This is a genomic window from Desulfacinum hydrothermale DSM 13146 (genome assembly GCF_900176285.1).
In the GTDB taxonomy this organism is placed as follows: Bacteria; Desulfobacterota; Syntrophobacteria; order Syntrophobacterales; family DSM-9756; genus Desulfacinum; species Desulfacinum hydrothermale.
Genome location: NZ_FWXF01000014.1, coordinates 1 through 17,318, shown reverse-complemented (window position 1 = coordinate 17,318; position 17,318 = coordinate 1). Strand labels below are relative to the sequence as shown.

At 60.1% G+C, this 17,318-nt stretch carries 13 protein-coding genes; 8 read left to right on the top strand and 5 right to left on the bottom strand.

All coding sequences use genetic code 11. The annotated features are described in order from the left end of the window. Positions 1–132 precede the first annotated feature (132 nt). The 3 genes from B9A12_RS11870 to B9A12_RS11860 all read left to right on the top strand — a co-directional run bounded on the left by B9A12_RS11870 (position 133) and on the right by B9A12_RS11860 (position 6,304). Positions 133–3,612, top strand: coding sequence for an HDOD domain-containing protein (locus B9A12_RS11870; RefSeq protein WP_084058118.1), 3,480 nt, complete (start codon positions 133–135; stop codon positions 3,610–3,612). Then, positions 3,606–4,484 carry a DMT family transporter gene (locus B9A12_RS11865; protein WP_084058117.1) on the top strand — a complete coding sequence of 293 codons (879 nt, stop codon included), beginning with the start codon at positions 3,606–3,608 and terminating at the stop codon, positions 4,482–4,484. Before B9A12_RS11870 ends, B9A12_RS11865 begins: the two co-directional genes overlap by 7 nt. 320 nt (positions 4,485–4,804) lie before the next feature. Further along, complete coding sequence (locus tag B9A12_RS11860) at positions 4,805–6,304, top strand: hybrid sensor histidine kinase/response regulator (protein WP_170920569.1); 1,500 nt, start codon at positions 4,805–4,807, stop codon at positions 6,302–6,304. Positions 6,305–6,508: 204 nt separating this feature from the next. On the opposite strand, the gene glpX is transcribed toward B9A12_RS11860, so the two are convergent. After that, a complete protein-coding gene (gene glpX / locus B9A12_RS11855; RefSeq protein ID WP_084058115.1) occupies positions 6,509–7,498 on the bottom strand; it encodes a class II fructose-bisphosphatase in 990 nt (329 codons plus the stop codon). 400 nt (positions 7,499–7,898) lie between these two features. Here glpX and B9A12_RS11850 point away from each other — a divergent pair, with 400 nt between their 5' ends. Further along, positions 7,899–10,820 carry a PEP/pyruvate-binding domain-containing protein gene (locus tag B9A12_RS11850; RefSeq protein ID WP_170920568.1) on the top strand — a complete coding sequence of 974 codons (2,922 nt, stop codon included), beginning with the start codon at positions 7,899–7,901 and terminating at the stop codon, positions 10,818–10,820. Positions 10,821–10,890: 70 nt separating this feature from the next. On the opposite strand, the gene B9A12_RS11845 is transcribed toward B9A12_RS11850, so the two are convergent. The 3 genes from B9A12_RS11845 to aroQ all read right to left on the bottom strand — a co-directional run bounded on the left by B9A12_RS11845 (position 10,891) and on the right by aroQ (position 12,995). Then, positions 10,891–11,616, bottom strand: coding sequence for a 3-oxoacyl-[acyl-carrier-protein] synthase III C-terminal domain-containing protein (locus tag B9A12_RS11845; protein WP_084058113.1), 726 nt, complete (start codon positions 11,614–11,616; stop codon positions 10,891–10,893). Continuing rightward, positions 11,522–12,253, bottom strand: a complete 732-nt coding sequence (locus B9A12_RS11840; protein ID WP_170920567.1) for a lysophospholipid acyltransferase family protein — start codon at positions 12,251–12,253, stop codon at positions 11,522–11,524. Before B9A12_RS11840 ends, B9A12_RS11845 begins: the two co-directional genes overlap by 95 nt. A 298-nt stretch (positions 12,254–12,551) precedes the next feature. Further along, positions 12,552–12,995, bottom strand: coding sequence for a type II 3-dehydroquinate dehydratase (aroQ, locus tag B9A12_RS11835; protein WP_084058111.1), 444 nt, complete (start codon positions 12,993–12,995; stop codon positions 12,552–12,554). A 266-nt stretch (positions 12,996–13,261) separates the two neighbouring features. Here aroQ and B9A12_RS11830 point away from each other — a divergent pair, with 266 nt between their 5' ends. The 3 genes from B9A12_RS11830 to B9A12_RS11820 all read left to right on the top strand — a co-directional run bounded on the left by B9A12_RS11830 (position 13,262) and on the right by B9A12_RS11820 (position 15,719). After that, the gene (locus B9A12_RS11830) at positions 13,262–13,819 is read left to right on the top strand and encodes a shikimate kinase (protein ID WP_084058110.1); all 558 of its coding nucleotides are present in this window, start codon (positions 13,262–13,264) and stop codon (positions 13,817–13,819) included. An 86-nt stretch (positions 13,820–13,905) separates the two neighbouring features. Next, positions 13,906–15,222, top strand: a complete 1,317-nt coding sequence (locus tag B9A12_RS11825; RefSeq protein WP_084058109.1) for a HEAT repeat domain-containing protein — start codon at positions 13,906–13,908, stop codon at positions 15,220–15,222. Between the two features lie 269 nt (positions 15,223–15,491). Beyond that, entirely contained in the window at positions 15,492–15,719 is a 228-nt protein-coding gene (locus tag B9A12_RS11820; protein WP_084058108.1) for a hypothetical protein, read from the top strand. 175 nt (positions 15,720–15,894) lie between these two features. Here B9A12_RS11820 and B9A12_RS17020 read toward each other — a convergent pair whose 3' ends face one another. Then, positions 15,895–16,035, bottom strand: a complete 141-nt coding sequence (locus B9A12_RS17020) for a hypothetical protein (protein ID WP_170920566.1) — start codon at positions 16,033–16,035, stop codon at positions 15,895–15,897. A 482-nt stretch (positions 16,036–16,517) separates the two neighbouring features. Here B9A12_RS17020 and B9A12_RS17870 point away from each other — a divergent pair, with 482 nt between their 5' ends. Next, positions 16,518–17,129, top strand: coding sequence for a transposase (locus B9A12_RS17870; protein WP_342752491.1), 612 nt, complete (start codon positions 16,518–16,520; stop codon positions 17,127–17,129). Positions 17,130–17,318: the final 189 nt, after the last annotated feature.

The following is a 17,318-nucleotide window of genomic DNA, read 5'->3' as shown; positions in this document are numbered from 1 at the left end:
TCTTTCCGGGACCAACAAATAAGTTGTTGAATTTGGTAGGGCATTCGTCTTAAGGAAGAGGCAAGGACACGTTATCGTTCGTGGTCCCTTGGGGACCCCTGAAGGACTCACACCACAAGGATAGCCTTTGCCATGGAAAGAGAACCCGGTTCGAAGGGAAACGGCGAAAGGATGCGCGCGGACGACTTCAAGCAGGTGATGCGGACGTTGGAAACCCTGCCCTCCATACCGGCCGTGGCAAGCAACATTCTCAATGCCCTCACCCGGTCCCGACCGGATATGGGACGGGTGATCGCCCTTTTGGAAAGCGACCAGGCGCTGGCCATGAAGGTGCTTCGGATCGTGAACAGCAGCTTCTATGGACTGCGTCGCAAGGTGGCCGACATCAAACGGGCCGTGACCATGTTGGGCGTGGAGCAGCTCAAATGCGCGCTTTTGAGCGTGACCGTCTCCGAATCCCTCATCAAGGAACTTCGCCGTCGGGCCCGCAAAGACCAGCAACGGCTCTGGGAACATTCCCTGGCGTGCGCCGTCTGCTGCGAAATCTTGGCCGAAAAGGCCGGATTGGAACGGGTGAGCGAGGCGTTCGTGGTGGGACTGCTCCATGATGTGGGCAAACTGGTCCTGATGGAATGGGATGCCGGCCGATATGAGCAGGTGGAAGGGCTGAGCCAAGAGCGGAATGTGGCTCCCGTACGCTTGGAGCCCCAGGAGCTGGGCGTGGATCATGCCACGGCGGGCAAATGGCTGGCGGAAAAGTGGGAGCTGCCCGATATCCTGCTCTACCCCATTTGGTGGCACCATCACAGTGCCGACGTGGTGCGCCTGATGGATGTTTCCGACCCCGCCGTTCCCTCCCTCAGTCTCTTGGTGAACCTGGCCGACCATCTGGCCCATGACCTCATGGCCGATGGAACCTGTCTGGAGCAGATGGGCCCGCCCGATCCCGATCTTCTGAAGGACCTGGGCCTGGACAGCGGAGACTACGAAGGGGCCAAAGCGGAGGTGGGCAAGCGCTACGCGGCCCGGACCAGCCTGCTCGATCTCCAACAGGACGAGCTTTCCTTTTATTTCAGTGCCCTTCAGCGAGCGAACCAGCATCTGGCCAACATGGCGTCCACCCATCTGGCAAGTCCCACTCCCAGCCATGCTGAAAGGGAAAAGGAAGCCCTGGAAGAACTGCGCCTGTCCTTGGAGGACCAAGGCGACGTGGGATCGGTACTGATGGAGTCGGCCCGCCGGCTTCCACAGGTGTTGATATCACCCCAGGGGCTCTTGCTGGTCATGCGCCAGGAAAGTAGGGAGTTGCAAGGGGTGTGGTGGAACGATCAAGGCGCCCAGGAACTTTTCACCTTGAGTGCCGACAATGGGGAAAGCAAGCACTGGGTGAGACAACTCCCTGAAGGGCTGCGCCGTCTGCTGGCCTCGTTTTCCAGGCGATATTCCTTCGGGGTCAACGGCGCATCGCTGGACCGCCTCATCCAGTTTCACAATCCTTACGTGGCGGTTCCCATCCTGGTGGACGGGGTGGTGGCCGGTGAAGTGGTGGTCTTGGAAGAGGCGTTGCTCCACGACAACCCGGAACCTGCCCGTGAACTGCAAGTCTATAAACGGCTGGGCACCCTGCTGGCCTCGGCGGTGAGCCGGGCGCGATTGGCGGAGCATGCCCGGGAGACGGAGGATCGGCTGACGCGCGCCCTCGCTGAGGCGGGCTGGGCCATGCAGAATCTGCGAGTCGCCCGGAAAAGGTACCAGGACGAGAAGGACCGACTGGCGACCACGCTGGAAAGCATCGGCGATGCGGTCATTGCCACCGATCGGGCGGGCAAGATCACCCTTTTCAATCAGGCGGCGGTCCGACTGACGGGTTGGGAGGAAAAGGAGGCCCTGGGTGGAGACTTTGGCGCCCACGTGCGGCTCTTTTTGACGCAGGCCCAAGAGCCGGTGGAGGATCCCTTGGAGCAGGTCATGACCACAGGGCGCCCCTGGGAGATCTCCGATGGGCTGGAGCTAAGAACGCGGGAGGGGACAAGAAAACCCGTGGGGGTGGTCGGATCACCCATCCGTGGCCAGGACGGCCAGATCAAAGGGGCGATCTTCGCCGTCCGGGACCTGACCTACCAGAAGAAGATGGAAGCAGAGGTCATGCGAGCCAGGAAGCTGGACTCGGTGCGCATCCTGGCTGGCGGCATCGCCCATGATTTCAACAACATCATGATGGGCATCCTGGGTAACTTGAATCTGGCCAAGATGCTCGTTGGCCAGCCGGAGAAGGTGGAGCACCGGATCAGCGAGGCGGAAAAGGCCGTGCACCGCGCCAAGGATCTCACGGAACAGCTCTTGGCCGTCGCCAAAGGCGGGCGGCTGGACAAGAGAACCGCGTCCATGGCGGAGATCATCAAGGAAAGCGGAGATTTCGTTCTGTCCGGGTCCAAGGTGAGACTGGATCTGGAGATCGCCGAGGATCTCTGGCCCGTGGATGTGGACGTGGGCCAGATGAACCAGGTCTTGAGCAATCTGTTGCTCAACGCCCGCCAGGCCATGCCCGGCGGCGGCACCGTGCGGGTCGAGGCGCGCAACGTGGTGGTCGGTTCCGAGGACCAGGTGGCGGTGCCGGAAGGCCGCTACGTGCTCATCCGGGTGCAGGACCAAGGTGTGGGGATCAAGGCCGAATATCTGGATCGCATCTTCGATCCCTATTTCACCACCAAAGATCGCGGCACGGAAAAAGGAACGGGCCTGGGCCTGGCCATGGTCTATTCCATCATGCGTCGTCACGGCGGCCACGTCACCGTGGAATCGGAAGAGGGAAAAGGAACGGTCTTCGACTTGTATCTGCCGGCGAGCCACAAGCGCCTCTCTCAGGTCCGGGAAAGTCAAAGGCCTCTCCAGAAGGGAAAGGGACGTATCCTGGTAATGGACGACGACGAGTCGGTTCTTCAGATCGTCCAGGAAATGCTCCACCACCTGGGCTATGAGCCGAGCATGGCTCGGGACGGGGCGGAAGCGGTCCAACTGTACCAAGAGGCCTTGCAAGAGGGTCGGGCCTTTCGCGCCGTGATCCTGGATCTGACGGTGCGCGGCGGTCAGGGGGCCAAGGAAACACTGGAACAAATCCGCGCCATCGATCCACAGGTGCGGGCCATCGTCTCCAGCGGATACGTGCAAAACAACATCATGGACCGATATGCGGATTTCGGTTTTCTCGGTGTGGTCCCCAAACCCTACACCTTGACCAAGCTTGGAGAGACGTTGCAGCGGGTCTTGGAGGTGGGGGAAAGGCGTTGGTCGGAGCGAACGGCGACAAGGCTTACGGCGACCGTGGAGGCCGGTGACCGCCGCATTCAAGGAAAGACCAAAAATCTCAGCATGGCCGGAGTGCTCGTGCAGGTTCGCGAACCCCTGGAACCGGAACAGCCGGTGCGTGTGACCCTTCAAGGAGCTGAAGACCGGTCCGTTTCCATCAATGGGCGGGTGGTCTGGGCCCGCATCTCCGAGGGCAACGGGGACGGTCCGTCCCACCTGGTGGGGGTTCGATTCGATGGGGACGGCTCGGAAGCGGAAGAGGGTCTGAAGGCTCTCCTGGAAGAACGGTCCGAACGCGCATGCTGATTTACGCCAAACTCGCCCTCACGGCTCTCTTTTGGGGCGGAACCTTCGTGGCCGGACGCCTGGCCGCCCAGGAGGTGCCCCCCTTCACCGCGGCGTTCCTGCGCTTCGTCTGCGCCACCCTTTTTCTTACTCTCTTTCTGAAGCGTTCGGCGGGCCGCCTGCCGCGACCTGCTACCGGCGACTGGCCCGTGCTGGCGCTCCTGGGCTTTTCCGGGGTTTTTGCCTACAACGCCTTTTTCTTTTCGGGACTGAAATGGGTACCTGCAGGCCGCGCCTCCCTCATCATCGCCTGCAATCCGGCCATGATCGCGCTCTTTTCCGCCCTCCTGCTCAAGGAAAGGCTCGGGGCTTTCCGGCTCTTGGGCGTTGCCATCTCGGTGCTCGGGGCATTCGTCATCATCAGTCGGGGTGATTGGAAAGCGCTCGCTCAAGGAGGCGTGAGCAGGGGAGACCTGCTCATCTTTGGATGCGTGGCCAGTTGGGTGACCTATTCCATCGCCGGCAAGCGAGCCATGGCCCGACTGGATCCCCTGTGTGCCGTCACCTATTCGTGTCTTTTGGGTACTCTTTTTCTGAGCATCCCCGCCCACCTTGAAAACGTCTGGAAGGATCTTTCCAACTATTCGTGGGGGGCCTGGGCCTGTCTCTTTTACCTGGGCTTTTTCGGCACCGCGCTGGGGTTTCAGTGGTACTATGAGGGAATACGAGCCCTCGGCCCGTCACGTGCCGGGGTGTTCATCAATCTGGTGCCCGTGAGTGCCGTGAGCCTTTCTTTCATCTTCTTGCACGAGACACTTTCGCCCTCATTACTTGCCGGAGCGATCCTGGTTCTCACCGGAGTCTACCTGACCAACCGGCGCCAATCGCCCTAGAAACTTGCCCAAGACTTCCCAGGCTCCTCCCGTCTGGTGCGGACGGATGGTTGGGACTGCCAGGCGTCTCCGTGGTGCCGGCCTGGTGTTTCAGCCTCGTAGGGGGTCCCAACCCGCCCCGACAAGGTTCCAAAAGACCCACAGGGCACAGTGGAATGGCAACCCGTTAGAAATCTCCCGAAAAGCCTGAAAGGCCATTGTGGGACAGGCTCCCAGGCCCAGTTTTTCTTACAAGCGGCGGGCAAAAATCGCTTCGGCCTCTTTTCTTTTGGTGTTCAATGCGACAAAAAAAGAAAAGATGCCAAGAAGGGAGGCCAACGGTGTCGAAAACGCTGCCATCTCGAGCCCCAAAAGTCCTGGTAGTGGACGACGATCCCTTTGTGCTGGATCTATTTCGTGAGATCTTGGTGTCCGAGGGCATGGAGCCGCTGACAGCCGAGACTCCCCGCGAGGCGGTGGAGTTATCCGTTCGGGAGGACTTTCTGCTGGCTTTTGTGGATATCGGACTGCCGGAGATGAGCGGGCTGGAGCTGGCCCAGGTCCTCAAGGAGCATGAACCCCGCCGGGACGTGGTGATCATGACCGGATACGGCACGGTGGAAAACGCCGTACAAGCCATCAAGGTGGGCGTGGCGGATTTCATCCGCAAGCCGTTCAGCCTGGAAGACGTGCTCATCTGCATCAATCGACACCAGGAAAGGCGGGCGTTTCGCGAGCGGATCCGCCGGGCGGAGCAGCGCTACTACGATCTGGTTCAAAACATTCCGCTGATGATCTTCACGCTCAGAAAGGACTTGGGCCTCGACTTCGTCAACGAGGCCTGCAGAACCATGCTGGGCTACGCCCCCAAAGAAGTCTGCGGACGCCCGGGATGGTTTCTGGAAAGGATCCACGAAGACGATCGGGAGCGACTGAATGCCCACTTCCAGCTCGGCTTCGCCGGCCAGCCGGCCGCGGCCTTCGTGGAATCCCGCCTCATCCACCGAGAGGGACACCTGATCCATTGCCTGATCAAATCTTTTCCTTCTTCATGGCATCCCGGCCCGCGCCAAGGCGTGCCGCACCTGGAAGGCATTGCGGTGGACATCACGGATCGTGTGCTTTTGGAAAAGGCCTTGGTCCAAAAGGAAAAGTTGAAGACCCTGGGGGCCGTGGCCGCCGAAGTCGCCCACGAAATCCGCAATCCCCTGGTGGCCTTGGGAGGTTTTGCACGCCGGCTGAGAAAAAACCACCCCGATTCCGAAGAGGCCCGAATCATTTTGGACGAATGCCGCCGTCTGGAAAAGATCCTGGACCGGGTGCGCAATTACCTATCTCCGGTGGAAGTCTCCCTGGGGGAACACAGCCTGGAGGAGATTCTGAACCGCTGCAAGGAATTGCTGTCGTTGGAGTTCGAACGCAGAGGGATGTGCTGCACCTTGATCGTGGAGCCCAACCTTCCGCGACTCTGCGTGGATCCGGACCTGCTCATGCAGGTCTTCATCAACCTGGTTCGAAACGCACTCCAGGCCATGAACAAGGGCGACGAGCTTCAGGTCAAGGCCTATGAGAGCGATCAACACCTGCTGGTTCGCTTCCGCAATCCTTGCAAATACGCCCTTCCCGACGATCAGGACGCTCTCTTTCTCCCCTTCGACGAAGGGGGCCGGAGTATCGGGCTGCCGTTGTGCTACCGGCTGATCCGCACCATGGGGGGGCTGCTGAGCTTCGAGCGGGAAGATCGCCACGTGGCGTTTACCATCTCCTTGCCCAAGGCCCGCGCAGAAAATGGGGAGGGGGGTGAGGATGCTGTGACGACCTACGCCCCACCTCCTCGCTGATGGCTGAAGCGGTCTCGAGGCCGTGCCGTACCAAGGAAGGAAACGGATCTCGTGCAACGACTTGATCTGCAAAGACCAAGGTTCGGATGCCCGGTTTCCCTCCTTTCAAGGAAGCCATGGTGGCCATGATACAACATTCAACCGCATTGGCAATGGCACGGCGCTACCAAAGCCGGGGATGATGATTTCGCTTTCCGCATTTTTTCAGTCGTAGTCGATGGCGCTGATCTGCATGAGGCGATCGAAGGAATGGTGTGCTTCGACCTTTCGAACGGTCCCCGTCTTTCCGCGCATGACCAGCGAATGGGTGACGGCTCCGGTGCCCGTGAAGTGAACGCCCGCCAGGAAGTCGCCGCCGCTGATCCCGGTGGCCACAAAGAAGACATCATCGCCGGCCACCAGGTCGTCCACTGTGAGCACGCGCCGTAGATCGTAGCCTGCGGCCCGAAGCGCGTTGCGTTCATCAGAGGACTGGGGGTCCAGCCGTCCCAGCATTTCTCCCCCCACCACCTTGATGGCCGCCGCGGCCAGCACTCCCTCGGGCGTGCCACCGGTTCCCATCATGACATCCACACTGGTGTCGGGCAGCACGGCCATGAGGGCTCCGGCCACGTCGCCGTCGGTGTGCAGCTGGATTCGGGCTCCGACTTCGCGGATTTCTCGGATGAGCCCTTGATGGCGGGGCTTGTCCAGGACGAAAACCACCAGGTCATCCACGTCCTTACCCAGAGCGCGGGCGATCTTTTCCAGGTTGTCGCCGGTGGGGGCGTCCAGGTCCACGGCGTTTGTGGCCTCTTTGGAAACCGCCAATTTTTTCATGTAAAAGGCCGGTCCGGGGTTGTACATGGCGCCTCGGGGCGCCATGGCCACCACGGAGATGGCGTTGGGTCTTCCGTAGGCCAGCAGCCGCGTGCCTTCCACTGGATCCACTGCCACATCCATGCTGGGCCCCCGGCCTGTGCCGATGACCTCTCCATTGTAGAGCATGGGGGCCTTGTCCTTTTCCCCTTCTCCAATCACCACAACACCGTCGATGTCCACGGTGGTAAAGCTCAGGCGCATGGCATCCACGGCGGCCTTGTCTCCCGCATTGCGGTCGCCGCGGCCGAGCCACCGGGCCGAGGCCAGCGCAGCGGCCTCGGTGACCCGCACCAAATCGAGCCCCAGGTTCCTGTCGGGTGCCTGCGAATGCATCATGTTCCTCCCTCAGTATGAAAAGCAGGTGGCGTTCGCCATGAACAGCATGAATCCATTGGTCGGGCCGAATATGAGCAAGAAACGCCCGCCACAGAGAAAACGGTCTGTGCATCCTGTGACGATCTCGCCCAAAAGGTATCATGTAGCATTCCCACGGCCGAGAGGCAACCGCCGGGGAGCCCCTGGGAAAACAGCCGGTTTGGCTCTTTCGTGGCGGCTTCAGCTGCCAACCGAAGCTTGGCTTTGGGCATCGGCCGAAGATCCAATGGGTTTGGAAGGGGCTCGGAAAGGGGTTATGCTCAAACGATCACGGGAAAAGGTCCCGGGAGTCGAAGACCAAAGAATGGCCGAGGGGTCTCGCGCAAAGCCCGGCCAAGGGATGGTTTGGGAGACGGCAATGTCCCAGAAGCTTTTGACCGTGGCCTTCGAAAAGGCCGACCCGGCCCAGGTGGACAAACTGGGGGCAAAGGGGGCCAAGCTGGTGGAAGACTTCCAGAACCTGCGCTCCGATTTTCCCGGTAAGCACCATCTCATATCCGTTCCGGACGGCTTCCTGCTCACCACCGACGCCTGGAGGCTTTATAGACAAAACGGAGATCGCCTTCCGCAGGATCTATGGGCGCAAGTCACCATGGAGCTTTCGGAACTGGAAGGGCGCGTGGGTCGCCGGTTTGGGGATGTGAGCGGGTCCATGCCGCTGATCGTGGCGGTCCGTGGCGGCGCTCCCGTCTCCCTTCCGGGAGCCATCAGCACCATCCTGAACGTGGGCCTCAATGACGAAACCATCACGTCTTTGGTGGAGGCCGGGGAAGACGAGGCCTTTCTGCTCAGCACCTACCTGGAAGCGATCCGCATGTACGGGGAAGTGGTCTTGAATATTCCCTATGCCCATTTCTTTCAGATCCTCCAACGTTTCCACGTGGGAGACGAAGGCTCCGTTCCCGCCCATGAGCTGTTGGCACTGATCGATGCCTACAAGAAAGTGCTTCTTCAGGTGGAGCATCCCCGACGTGGTACCGGCTACGAATCGGATCCCATGCGACAGCTTCGTCTTGCCATCGAGAGCGTTTTCGATTCTTGGATGGGCGAGACCGCCGTGGAAGCCCGTGTCAGCCGCCAGCCCAAGGTTTCCGACCACATGGGAACCGCCGTCATTGTGCAAGCCATGGTCTTTGGCAACCGGGATTCCAAGAACTGCCTGGGCGGCGTGCTCTTTACCCGGAACCCGCGCACGGGATCCCCTCATCCCGTGATCGAATGGGCTCCCAAGGTGCAATGCGACAAGATCGTCTCGGGCAAGCTCCGAAAGCAGCTTTTGCGCTCCAGCGACCTTCAGCAGCGATTTCCCGATATCTACGATCTGCTGCTCACGGTGCGCGACCGGTTTGAGACGCGCGCCAAGCGACCCTTGGACATCGAATTTACCGTGGAGGCTCGAAAGCTCTATGTCCTGCAGCGGCGTCCGTTGCGCATGACCTTCGCCGCCACGGCCCGGGCCATGTGGGACCTGGTGGACGAGGGCAAGACCAACATTCAGCTGGCTTCGCTCATCATCAACAATGCCCTGGAGCAGCCGGAAAAGGCACTGAAAGAGGGATTCACGGACTACCAGGTGCTGGCCGCGGGCGAGCCCATCACCGACACGGCCGATTGGGGACGCCTGGTGTTTGGAACGGAGGAGGCGCTGGAGTGGGCGCGCCGGGGAGAGCCGGTGATCATGTTGCGCAAGCGCCCCTACGGTGAGACGGATCTGGCGGTCAATCATCCCAATGTGCGAGGTATCATCCGCTGCGACGGGAACGTGACGGGCCACGAGGCCGTCTCAGCCGTCGCCTATAGCAAGCCCTACCTCATCAATGTGGTGGATGTGGAGGGCCGGCCCCTGGTGTTCATCGACGAAGATCAAATCCAGCTGAACCCCGAATGCTCCCTGGCGCCGTACATGGGGCGGCGGGTCTTCGTGGACGGAGATCGTGGGATTGTGGGGATCAGCGAGGCGGAGGATTTCCTGGAGGATCGCAAGGCGCGCAAAAAACTCTACGTGGATTGGGAATATCTCAGGGACCAGTTCCAACGGGCGGGCTATGGCGAATTGGACTATGAGACGCTTTTGGATATCCACTATCAGATGGAACTGGAGCTGGCCCACTACCAGCGGCTGGAGTCGCGGCTGAAGGCGGGGGACAAAAGCGTATCAGAAAAGGAACTGATGCACGCCTTCGGCACCTATCTGCTGTACATCCCCGAAAGGGATCGGGCGAGGACCCTGGCGCTGAAGGATGTGGCGCTGGATGAGTTCGATCTGGGACCTCCCCTGGTCTACCACGGGTCCCAACTGGGGCGGGAAGTGCTCAAGATCCTTCGGGCCCTCATGCTGTGCACCACCTGGCGCACCCACTGGATTCACGAAATCATGGTGGAGAAGGCGCGGGAGCGGGGTGAGAGTGAGAACGATGTGATCCGCGATATCTTTATCAAGAACCGAACCATGAGCGTGCTCAAAGACTTCGAGGCCGAAGGTTTCCATTTGATGCGCGTTCCGCACTACTACTATCTCATCTTTGCCAGCAATTTCGAATACGATCAGGATCTGGACAGGATCGAAATCGGTCCGGGTTTCCTCCAGTACTCGGAAAAGGAGGTCCTGGCCCGAAACTTTCTCAGCTACCTGGAGCAGGTGAATCTCCGGGTGCGGGACCGAGTCCGCATCGTCCAGGGTGAACCTCCACTGGGCCGCGGGCATGCGCGGATCGTGAGCATCGGTTTGGCCATTCCGGAAGAGGAATTTCAATTGGTGTGCCGGTATCTGCGCACCTTTCTGGATCAGAGCAAACATGGATGTCCTCTGAACCTTCAAAGTGCGATCCCGGAAGGGGACTTTGTGGACCTCTACCACCTGGATCCCGCCTTCGCGCCCTTTCCGGAGATGCGCATCATGAAGGTTGCAAGGGGCCAAGAGGGCGATCCTGCGGACCGTTCGGAAAAGTATGTGATCGCCTTGGGACGGTGTTCCTACGGGGAATTCGATGGGGTGGTCTACGGCCGGGACGACTACGAAGCGCTCATGGACCGGGTCAAGGACTTGGAAGCCTTTGCGGTGTCCCGGGGCCTGGACGGGGCGCTGCGGCCCTGGCAGTTCGAAGTGGATCCCTACCGGCGTCATTCGGTCATCGCCGCCGTGGGAGTCCAGGTGGACGGAGCGCGGCTGGCGGAGCTTCTCTCGTGTCTCAAAGACTACCTGGGCCTGGGCGCGGGGAGCGGGCCGGCCTCGGATAGCTGTCCGCCCCCCTGGGCACCTGCCCGAAAAGACAGGAGATGAACGCATTGGGGCCGGATCCCCGCAACGGGAAAGGGAATGGAAAACACCCTGAGGGGCCAGCCTTTCCGGTTCACCACCTGAGCAGGGCGGTGCCCCACGTGAAGCCCGATCCGAAGGCGCAGATCAGCAGCAAATCCCCCTTTTCCAGAAGCCCCTGGCGGTAGGTCTCATCCAGGAGCAGCGGAATGCTGGCGGCCGTGGTATTGCCGTGGCGCTGCATGTTTTGGAGGGACTTTTCCGCCGCAAATCCATATTTCTGTGCCACCAATTGGTTGATGCGCATGTTCGCCTGGTGAGGAATCACGTATTTAATGTCCTCCGGATGGAGGCTGTTGGCCTCCAGTGTGTGAACGATGGACCGGTACAGGTGGGTCACGGCGTGCTTGAAGACCGTCTTCCCGTCCATTTGCGGCCAGATGGCCCGGGTGGTCACGGTGTTCGGGGTGATATACGGCTTTTGGGAGATGTCCCAGATATCCAAGTGGAGCGCCTTGGTAAAGCGACCGTCGGCGTGGAGCTCGGTATAGAGCACACCGCGGTCGGGTTCCTCACTTGCCGAAAGGGCCACGGTTCCGGCCCCGTCGGCGAAAAGAACCGCCACGTCACGACCGGCGTCGGAAAAATCCAGGGCGCTGGAATGCACTTCGGCGCCGACCACCAGGATGCGCTGGTAGAATCCGGCTCGGAATGCATCTCCTTTCTTATTTCTTGTCCATGGGTCGGGGCTGAACCTGCCAAGCCGCCTGTATGGCGTGGGAGCAGACGGGCACACCGCCGGCCCGCCGGGCGGCAACATCCGCCTGTTCCGCCAGGGAGTTCAGGGTGTCCTCCAGTTGAATCCGGTAGAGTTCCAAGGACTCGTGGGAGGCGGAGCGCGGAACGTAAAGGGGCTCTCCAAAGGCCATGACGACTTTGGAAAAGGGACGGGCGATGATGGTTCGGTCCCAGCTGGAAAGACGCCAGCATGGGTGTGCGGCCATGGCTACTGGAAACAGGGGCCGTTGCGTGGCGCGGGCCAGCCAGACGATGCCCGGTTGGGCCACCCGTGCCGGCCCCTTGGACCCATCGGCAATGAGACCGGCATGGTGTCCTCGCCGGGCCAGCCGAAGCATGGCTCGAAGGGCTTGGGAACCTCCACGGTGACTGGATCCCCGTACGGTTCGGTATCCCAGGCGGTGAACGATCCGAGACGCCCACTCGCCGTCTTGGGAGCGGCTGACCATGAGCACCCCGTCCAAACGGCGGAAAAAGTGAACCACAGCGGGAAACATGGCATGCCATGTGGTGAAAAGACAGGAATGGGGCCCGGCCAGGGCCTGGTGGAGATGTTCCAGCCCAAGGGCTGAAAAAGAACACGAACCGTGGAGGAGTTGCAACAACCCCGCTGCCAAAGGTGCTGCCGGCTGCATCCAAGGACGATCGGGACTAAACATGCGTTTCATCGTGGGTCGTGTCTTTCCGAAGTTTCTGCCGTGACCGCATTCTCCTACCGGATCTGCCTAAGGCGGTCAAGCCTGACCCGGCCGCTCTTCGGGGAGGCTTTTACGTTCAAGCCTGCAACGCCGCAAGGGTACCACCTGGGTTGACGGTTCCTCTCCGATGCCAAAGTCGCTCCGGTGACACGGCGGGAAGTGGGGTGTCACAAGCGGGCTGTGGGGTGTGTCGACGGCAATCGCCCAAGGCCATCGAAAGCGCCCAGTGGGCTTATCACACAGGGCGGCGGGCGGAGATTCAACGGGCGTTCAGGCATTCCAGCGCGGCGCGGAGTCCAAGCAGGTAACTGACCACGCCGAACCCTGAGATCTGTCCTGTCACCACGGGGGCCAGCACCGACGTGTGCCGGAAGGGTTCCCGAGACTGGATGTGGGACATGTGCACTTCGATGACGGGGATCTGCAAAATCTCCAGCGCATCCCGAATGGCATAGTTGTAGTGGGTCCAGGCACCGGCGTTGATGATCACGGCGTCTGTACCGTCGTCGTGGGCGCGATGGATGCGTTCGACCATTTCCCCTTCGTGATTGGTCTGAACGCATTCCACGTGCACACCCAGTTCCTGGGCCAGTGCAGCGATGCGTTCATTGATGGCCTCCAAGGTCATGGTGCCGTACTGGGATCTGTCTCTCTTTCCGAACATGTTCAGGTTGATCCCATGCAGTACAAGAATCCTTTTCATCCTGTCGTCCTCCCAGGAAAGCAGTTGGTGGTCTTTGACCCATGCAGGAAGCGGTCACGGGCCGGAAAGCGGGCGGCCCGTGGGCCCATCCGCGCCAAAGTTCCAAGGCTCATCTTGCCCCCGAAAGGATTTCCTTTTAACCTGCATCCTTTCAAAGGACCAAGCCTTTATGAGCAATGGATCGCCGGCTGCCTCAGACGTGCGGGTTGGGTGCTCGTCACCCATGAGGCGTTGCGGTCCGCGGATTTTGTGTTTCGGAGGCTTTCGTGTTGGAAGGAAGTGCAATCCAAAGAATCGCTCTCATCGGATACCGCGTCACAGGCAAAAGCACCGTGGGGCCGCTGGTGGCTCGCCGCCTGGGCTGGCGCTTCGTGGACATGGACCAGGTGCTGATGGAGCGCTTCGGTGACTCCATCTCGGGATATGTGGCCCTCCATGGCTGGGAGGCGTTTCGAGACGCGGAATCGGATCTCTTGCGGGAACTGAGCGAGAGCGCCCATTTGGTGGTGGCCACGGGCGGCGGAGTGGTGGAAAGGGAAACCAACTGCAGGGTCCTTTCCGCCTCCTGGCTCGTAGTCTGGCTCGATTGCCAACTGTCCGTGATCCTGAACCGCCTGCGCCTGGATTCCAAGACCGCCGCTCAGCGCCCGTCCCTCAGCGGACTGGATGTGGTGGAAGAAACCGCCCGCATCCTGGAACGGCGGCGCCCTTTGTACCGCCACACGGCCCACCTCACACTGGACAGCTCCCGGTTCGAGCCCGAACACATGGCGGAAGCCATTGTGGCCCGCCTGCGCAACCCTTCGGGGCCAGTGGACTTTTGACACCATGGTTCAAAGGTGGTAGAGATCCGATGCTTTGAGATAGGATTCCTAGGCAACTATTGCCAGCGACAGAGAAAGGACGTCACATGACCGGTTCGCAGACCTCCCCCGGCTCTTCGGTGAGCACCAACCCGTGGCAACCCGTTTACGATATCATGCAGGGCGTGAGCCGCGAGGCGGTTCTTTCCCGCTATGGCCTTCGCGATCAGGATCTGGACAAGCTCATTGAAGACTACAAATCATCGCGGCGCCAGATGGCCCTGGCCGACCATCTGATTGTGAAACGCGTGGGAAGAAACGAGCCGTGTCCGTGTGGGTCCGGAAAGAAGTATAAGAAGTGCTGTCTTCCCCACCATGAAGAGGCTCGAAAAGCTCTGCCCAAGGACGAACTCCAGCAGATGGAAGAACGGGCCAAGCGCCGGGAGAAACTCCAAAAGGACGTGGAAAAGGGATTCAGTCTCCTTCTGGAAGGAGCCCATGAAAAGGCCCGGCGCCATGCGGAACGCCTGCTGGAAGCTTACCCTGAAGACGATCGCCTCCACGACATCGTGGTCACCGCATGCCTGACCGCCGGAGACTACGACGCGGCCTTTTACCGGGCGCGCACCCGGTGGCAGGTGGCCGTGGAGGAAAAGGACTTCTTCCAGGAAAACGGCTATCACAAACGCGAAGGATTGGAACGCAAGGAGCTTGTCCACTTCTATTCCCCGGCCACCTGGCTCGAGAAGTTCTGGATCGCTCAACGCGCCAGGAGCTACGAAAAGGAATTCCCTCGAACAGGCGACGGCGACCTGGCCCGCTTGGCCTCCAAACTCACGATGGCCAACGACGTGAAGCGTTTTCCCCAACGGGATGCGGAAGGGCTGGAGGTCCGACGCCGGGCGATGGAACTCCAGTTGAGGCAAATCCGGGAGGCCGGGCCCGCCATGATCCCCTACCTGCTGCCCCACTGCTACACGTTCTCGTGGGCAAGTCTTTTTGTGCCGGATCTCCTGGCCTCCTACGACCATGAAGCGGTGCCGCGCCTGCTGGCTGAACTGTCCATGTTTCGCTTTCCCTACTTTGCCCAGATGTGTCTCAAGCACCTGGAAGCCATGGGCGAAAGGGCCGTTTCGGTGATTGCGCAAGTCCTTTCGGAAAACGCCGCCTTCGATGAACTGAAGGTGGGGTTGATCATGGTTCTGGGGGCCGTGGAGACGAAGGAGAGCTTCGATCTGCTGACCCGTCTCACCGAACATGAAAGCCCCTATGTGGTGAATTGGGCCGCCCAGGCCCTGGGACGCCATAAGAACCCGGAGGCGCTGCCCTATTTGGAAAAGGCCAAGGAACGGTTGGGAGCCTTGAGCAAGATCGAAGGGGCGATCAAAGACATTCTCTCACAAAAGCAAGGGGCTGAGGGCTAGGACCCTGTGCGACAATGGCCTTTCAGCCTTTTGGCGGATTTCTAACTTGTTGAAATGCCACCGGTCCCGTGGTGTTTTTTGAATTCTCAGAAAGCCTTGTGGCGGCGGAACCAGAACCCGCCCCTGCTGCTCAAGCGCCAGGGCGGCGGCACGGGCCCGCCTGGTAGGCTCCACCTTCCGTCCACACAAGAAGTGAGGAACCTGGGCGTTTTCGAACACGCTCCCAGCCGGAAGCGCGGAACGCCCCATACCCAGCGGAGGTTTGGATCATGGCGGGCGTCATTGTATTTCGTCCCTATCCCTTGAAGCCAGGCCAGAAGATCTCCATTGAGGGGGGGCCTCGAAACGGGGACTGGCAGGTGGTGGAGGTTTCGGAACGCAAGGTGCGGCTGCGGTGTCCCGTGACCCACAAAGAGGTGGAATGGGACCGGTTCTGTTATCTTGTGGAAGAATCGGAGGATCGGACCTGGCCCATGGATCATTCCGAAAGCGAATGAGGGCGCATGGGGCCACGTGGGCAACCGGGAGGGGATGAGCGCCACCTGTCTGCGTGGGTGGATGCGTCTTGGCCGATGTGTGCTGCGTTCCGATGCCCTCCCCCAAGTTTGTCACTGTTTTGCGTAACGTTTTGTTCTTCTTAGAATGTGGTTTTTCATTCTTCACTGCAAATTCTCAAGCGATGCTCAGGACCCTTTTCAAGGGGCTGCGGGGAAGTCCGAGGGCATTGTAAATTTCCACGTGGATCGGCTCCGGATCAGAAGTATTTCGGATGTGGATCCTTTGTCCCTTGTCGTTGATCTTGGTGGTGGTCACCCGTGTAGAGCCCCTGAATGGATGGATGCCTCCCTTGTTTTTGGATCGTAGCCTACGTGTGTCCACGTATATTGGAAGGGCAACCCAGCAGCAACTACTCAACCGGCCGGGTGCGGCTGGTGAAGCCGGAGGTGGCGCCATGAAACACCAACCTGGTAGGCTGGGATCCTGCGGCTCGCCGCGGAAGGTATTGCCGAGCCGGAGCTCGGCGTTCCCAGTGATGTCGAGCCCTGGTTCGCCGCCCCCTGGGAACACCGGGCTGGGAGCACCGGGCTCCAGCCCGGTAAAGACATCCTGGTAGTCTGGGACCTCCAAGTCGCGGCCCAAAAGATGGTGCCGAGCCATAGCTGGGGTCTCCCAGGCGCTCTCATCAACCGGAGCATAAACCGTGAAACAGCAACCTGGGAACACCGGGCTCCAGCCCGGTAAAGAGAATCACGCTTACAAAGGCTGGTACAGCCGGGGTTGTCTGCTTCATTGGGATGCGCCGGCCTTGCTCCAATCCATCACCTTTCGCCTGGCCGATTCATTGCCACAGGAGAGATTGCGGCAGTTGGGCCAAGAACTGGCAACCAAGGGCGAAAACGAGCGAGAGAAGTGGAGGCGTCAGCGAATCGAAGCCTGGCTGGATGCTGGCCTGGTGCGTGATGCCCAACCAGGTGCATGTGCTGATCGAACAGCAGGCTCCCTTGTCCAAGATTGTGCAGTCGTGGAAATCCTACACCGGCCGGTGGGCGCCGGCCCATGCCGCCGAGCTGGGGATCAGCGTGCCTGGCAAGCGTTTTTGGATGCGAGACTATTGGGATCGATACATTCGCGATCAGCACCATCTGAATGCGGTGATCGCCTACATACACAACAACCCCGGGAAGGCAGGGTTGTTGTCAATTGTCGCCCGTAAAGGGGCCACCGTCTTTCCGTTCACCTTTGAATTCGGTGCAACAGTTCCCGGATATCCACGGTCGTTTTCCTCCGCTTGCGCGTGGCTGCTCCTCTCACGTTTAGGCGAGAGGAAACCATGCGCTATTCGGAGGAACCGCACTGGCACTAACCCAAGTTTGTCACTTGTTTGCGTAAGTTGTTGTTATTCTTAGAATGTGGTTTTTCATTCTTCACTACAAATTTTCAATCAATGCTCAGGACCCTTTTCAAGGGGCTCCGGGGAAGTCCGAGGGCATTGTAAATTTGCACATGGATCGGCTCCGGCTCAGAAGTATTTCGGATGTGGATCATTTGTCCCTCGTCGTTGACCATGGTGGTGGTCACCCGCACCTGTCCACTCA

Excerpts from the sequence above, each read along its gene's own strand:
- aroQ (WP_084058111.1), bottom strand. The coding sequence starts at position 12,995 with ATGAAAAGGATTCTTGTACTGCATGGGATCAACCTGAACATGTTCGGA.
- glpX (WP_084058115.1), bottom strand. The coding sequence starts at position 7,498 with ATGCATTCGCAGGCACCCGACAGGAACCTGGGGCTCGATTTGGTGCGG.
- B9A12_RS11850 (WP_170920568.1), top strand. The coding sequence starts at position 7,899 with ATGTCCCAGAAGCTTTTGACCGTGGCCTTCGAAAAGGCCGACCCGGCC.
- B9A12_RS11820 (WP_084058108.1), top strand. The coding sequence starts at position 15,492 with ATGGCGGGCGTCATTGTATTTCGTCCCTATCCCTTGAAGCCAGGCCAG.
- B9A12_RS11840 (WP_170920567.1), bottom strand. The coding sequence starts at position 12,253 with ATGTTTAGTCCCGATCGTCCTTGGATGCAGCCGGCAGCACCTTTGGCA.
- B9A12_RS17870 (WP_342752491.1), top strand. The coding sequence starts at position 16,518 with ATGCGCCGGCCTTGCTCCAATCCATCACCTTTCGCCTGGCCGATTCAT.
- B9A12_RS11865 (WP_084058117.1), top strand. The coding sequence starts at position 3,606 with ATGCTGATTTACGCCAAACTCGCCCTCACGGCTCTCTTTTGGGGCGGA.
- B9A12_RS11825 (WP_084058109.1), top strand. The coding sequence starts at position 13,906 with ATGACCGGTTCGCAGACCTCCCCCGGCTCTTCGGTGAGCACCAACCCG.
- B9A12_RS11870 (WP_084058118.1), top strand. The coding sequence starts at position 133 with ATGGAAAGAGAACCCGGTTCGAAGGGAAACGGCGAAAGGATGCGCGCG.
- B9A12_RS11845 (WP_084058113.1), bottom strand. The coding sequence starts at position 11,616 with ATGTTGCCGCCCGGCGGGCCGGCGGTGTGCCCGTCTGCTCCCACGCCA.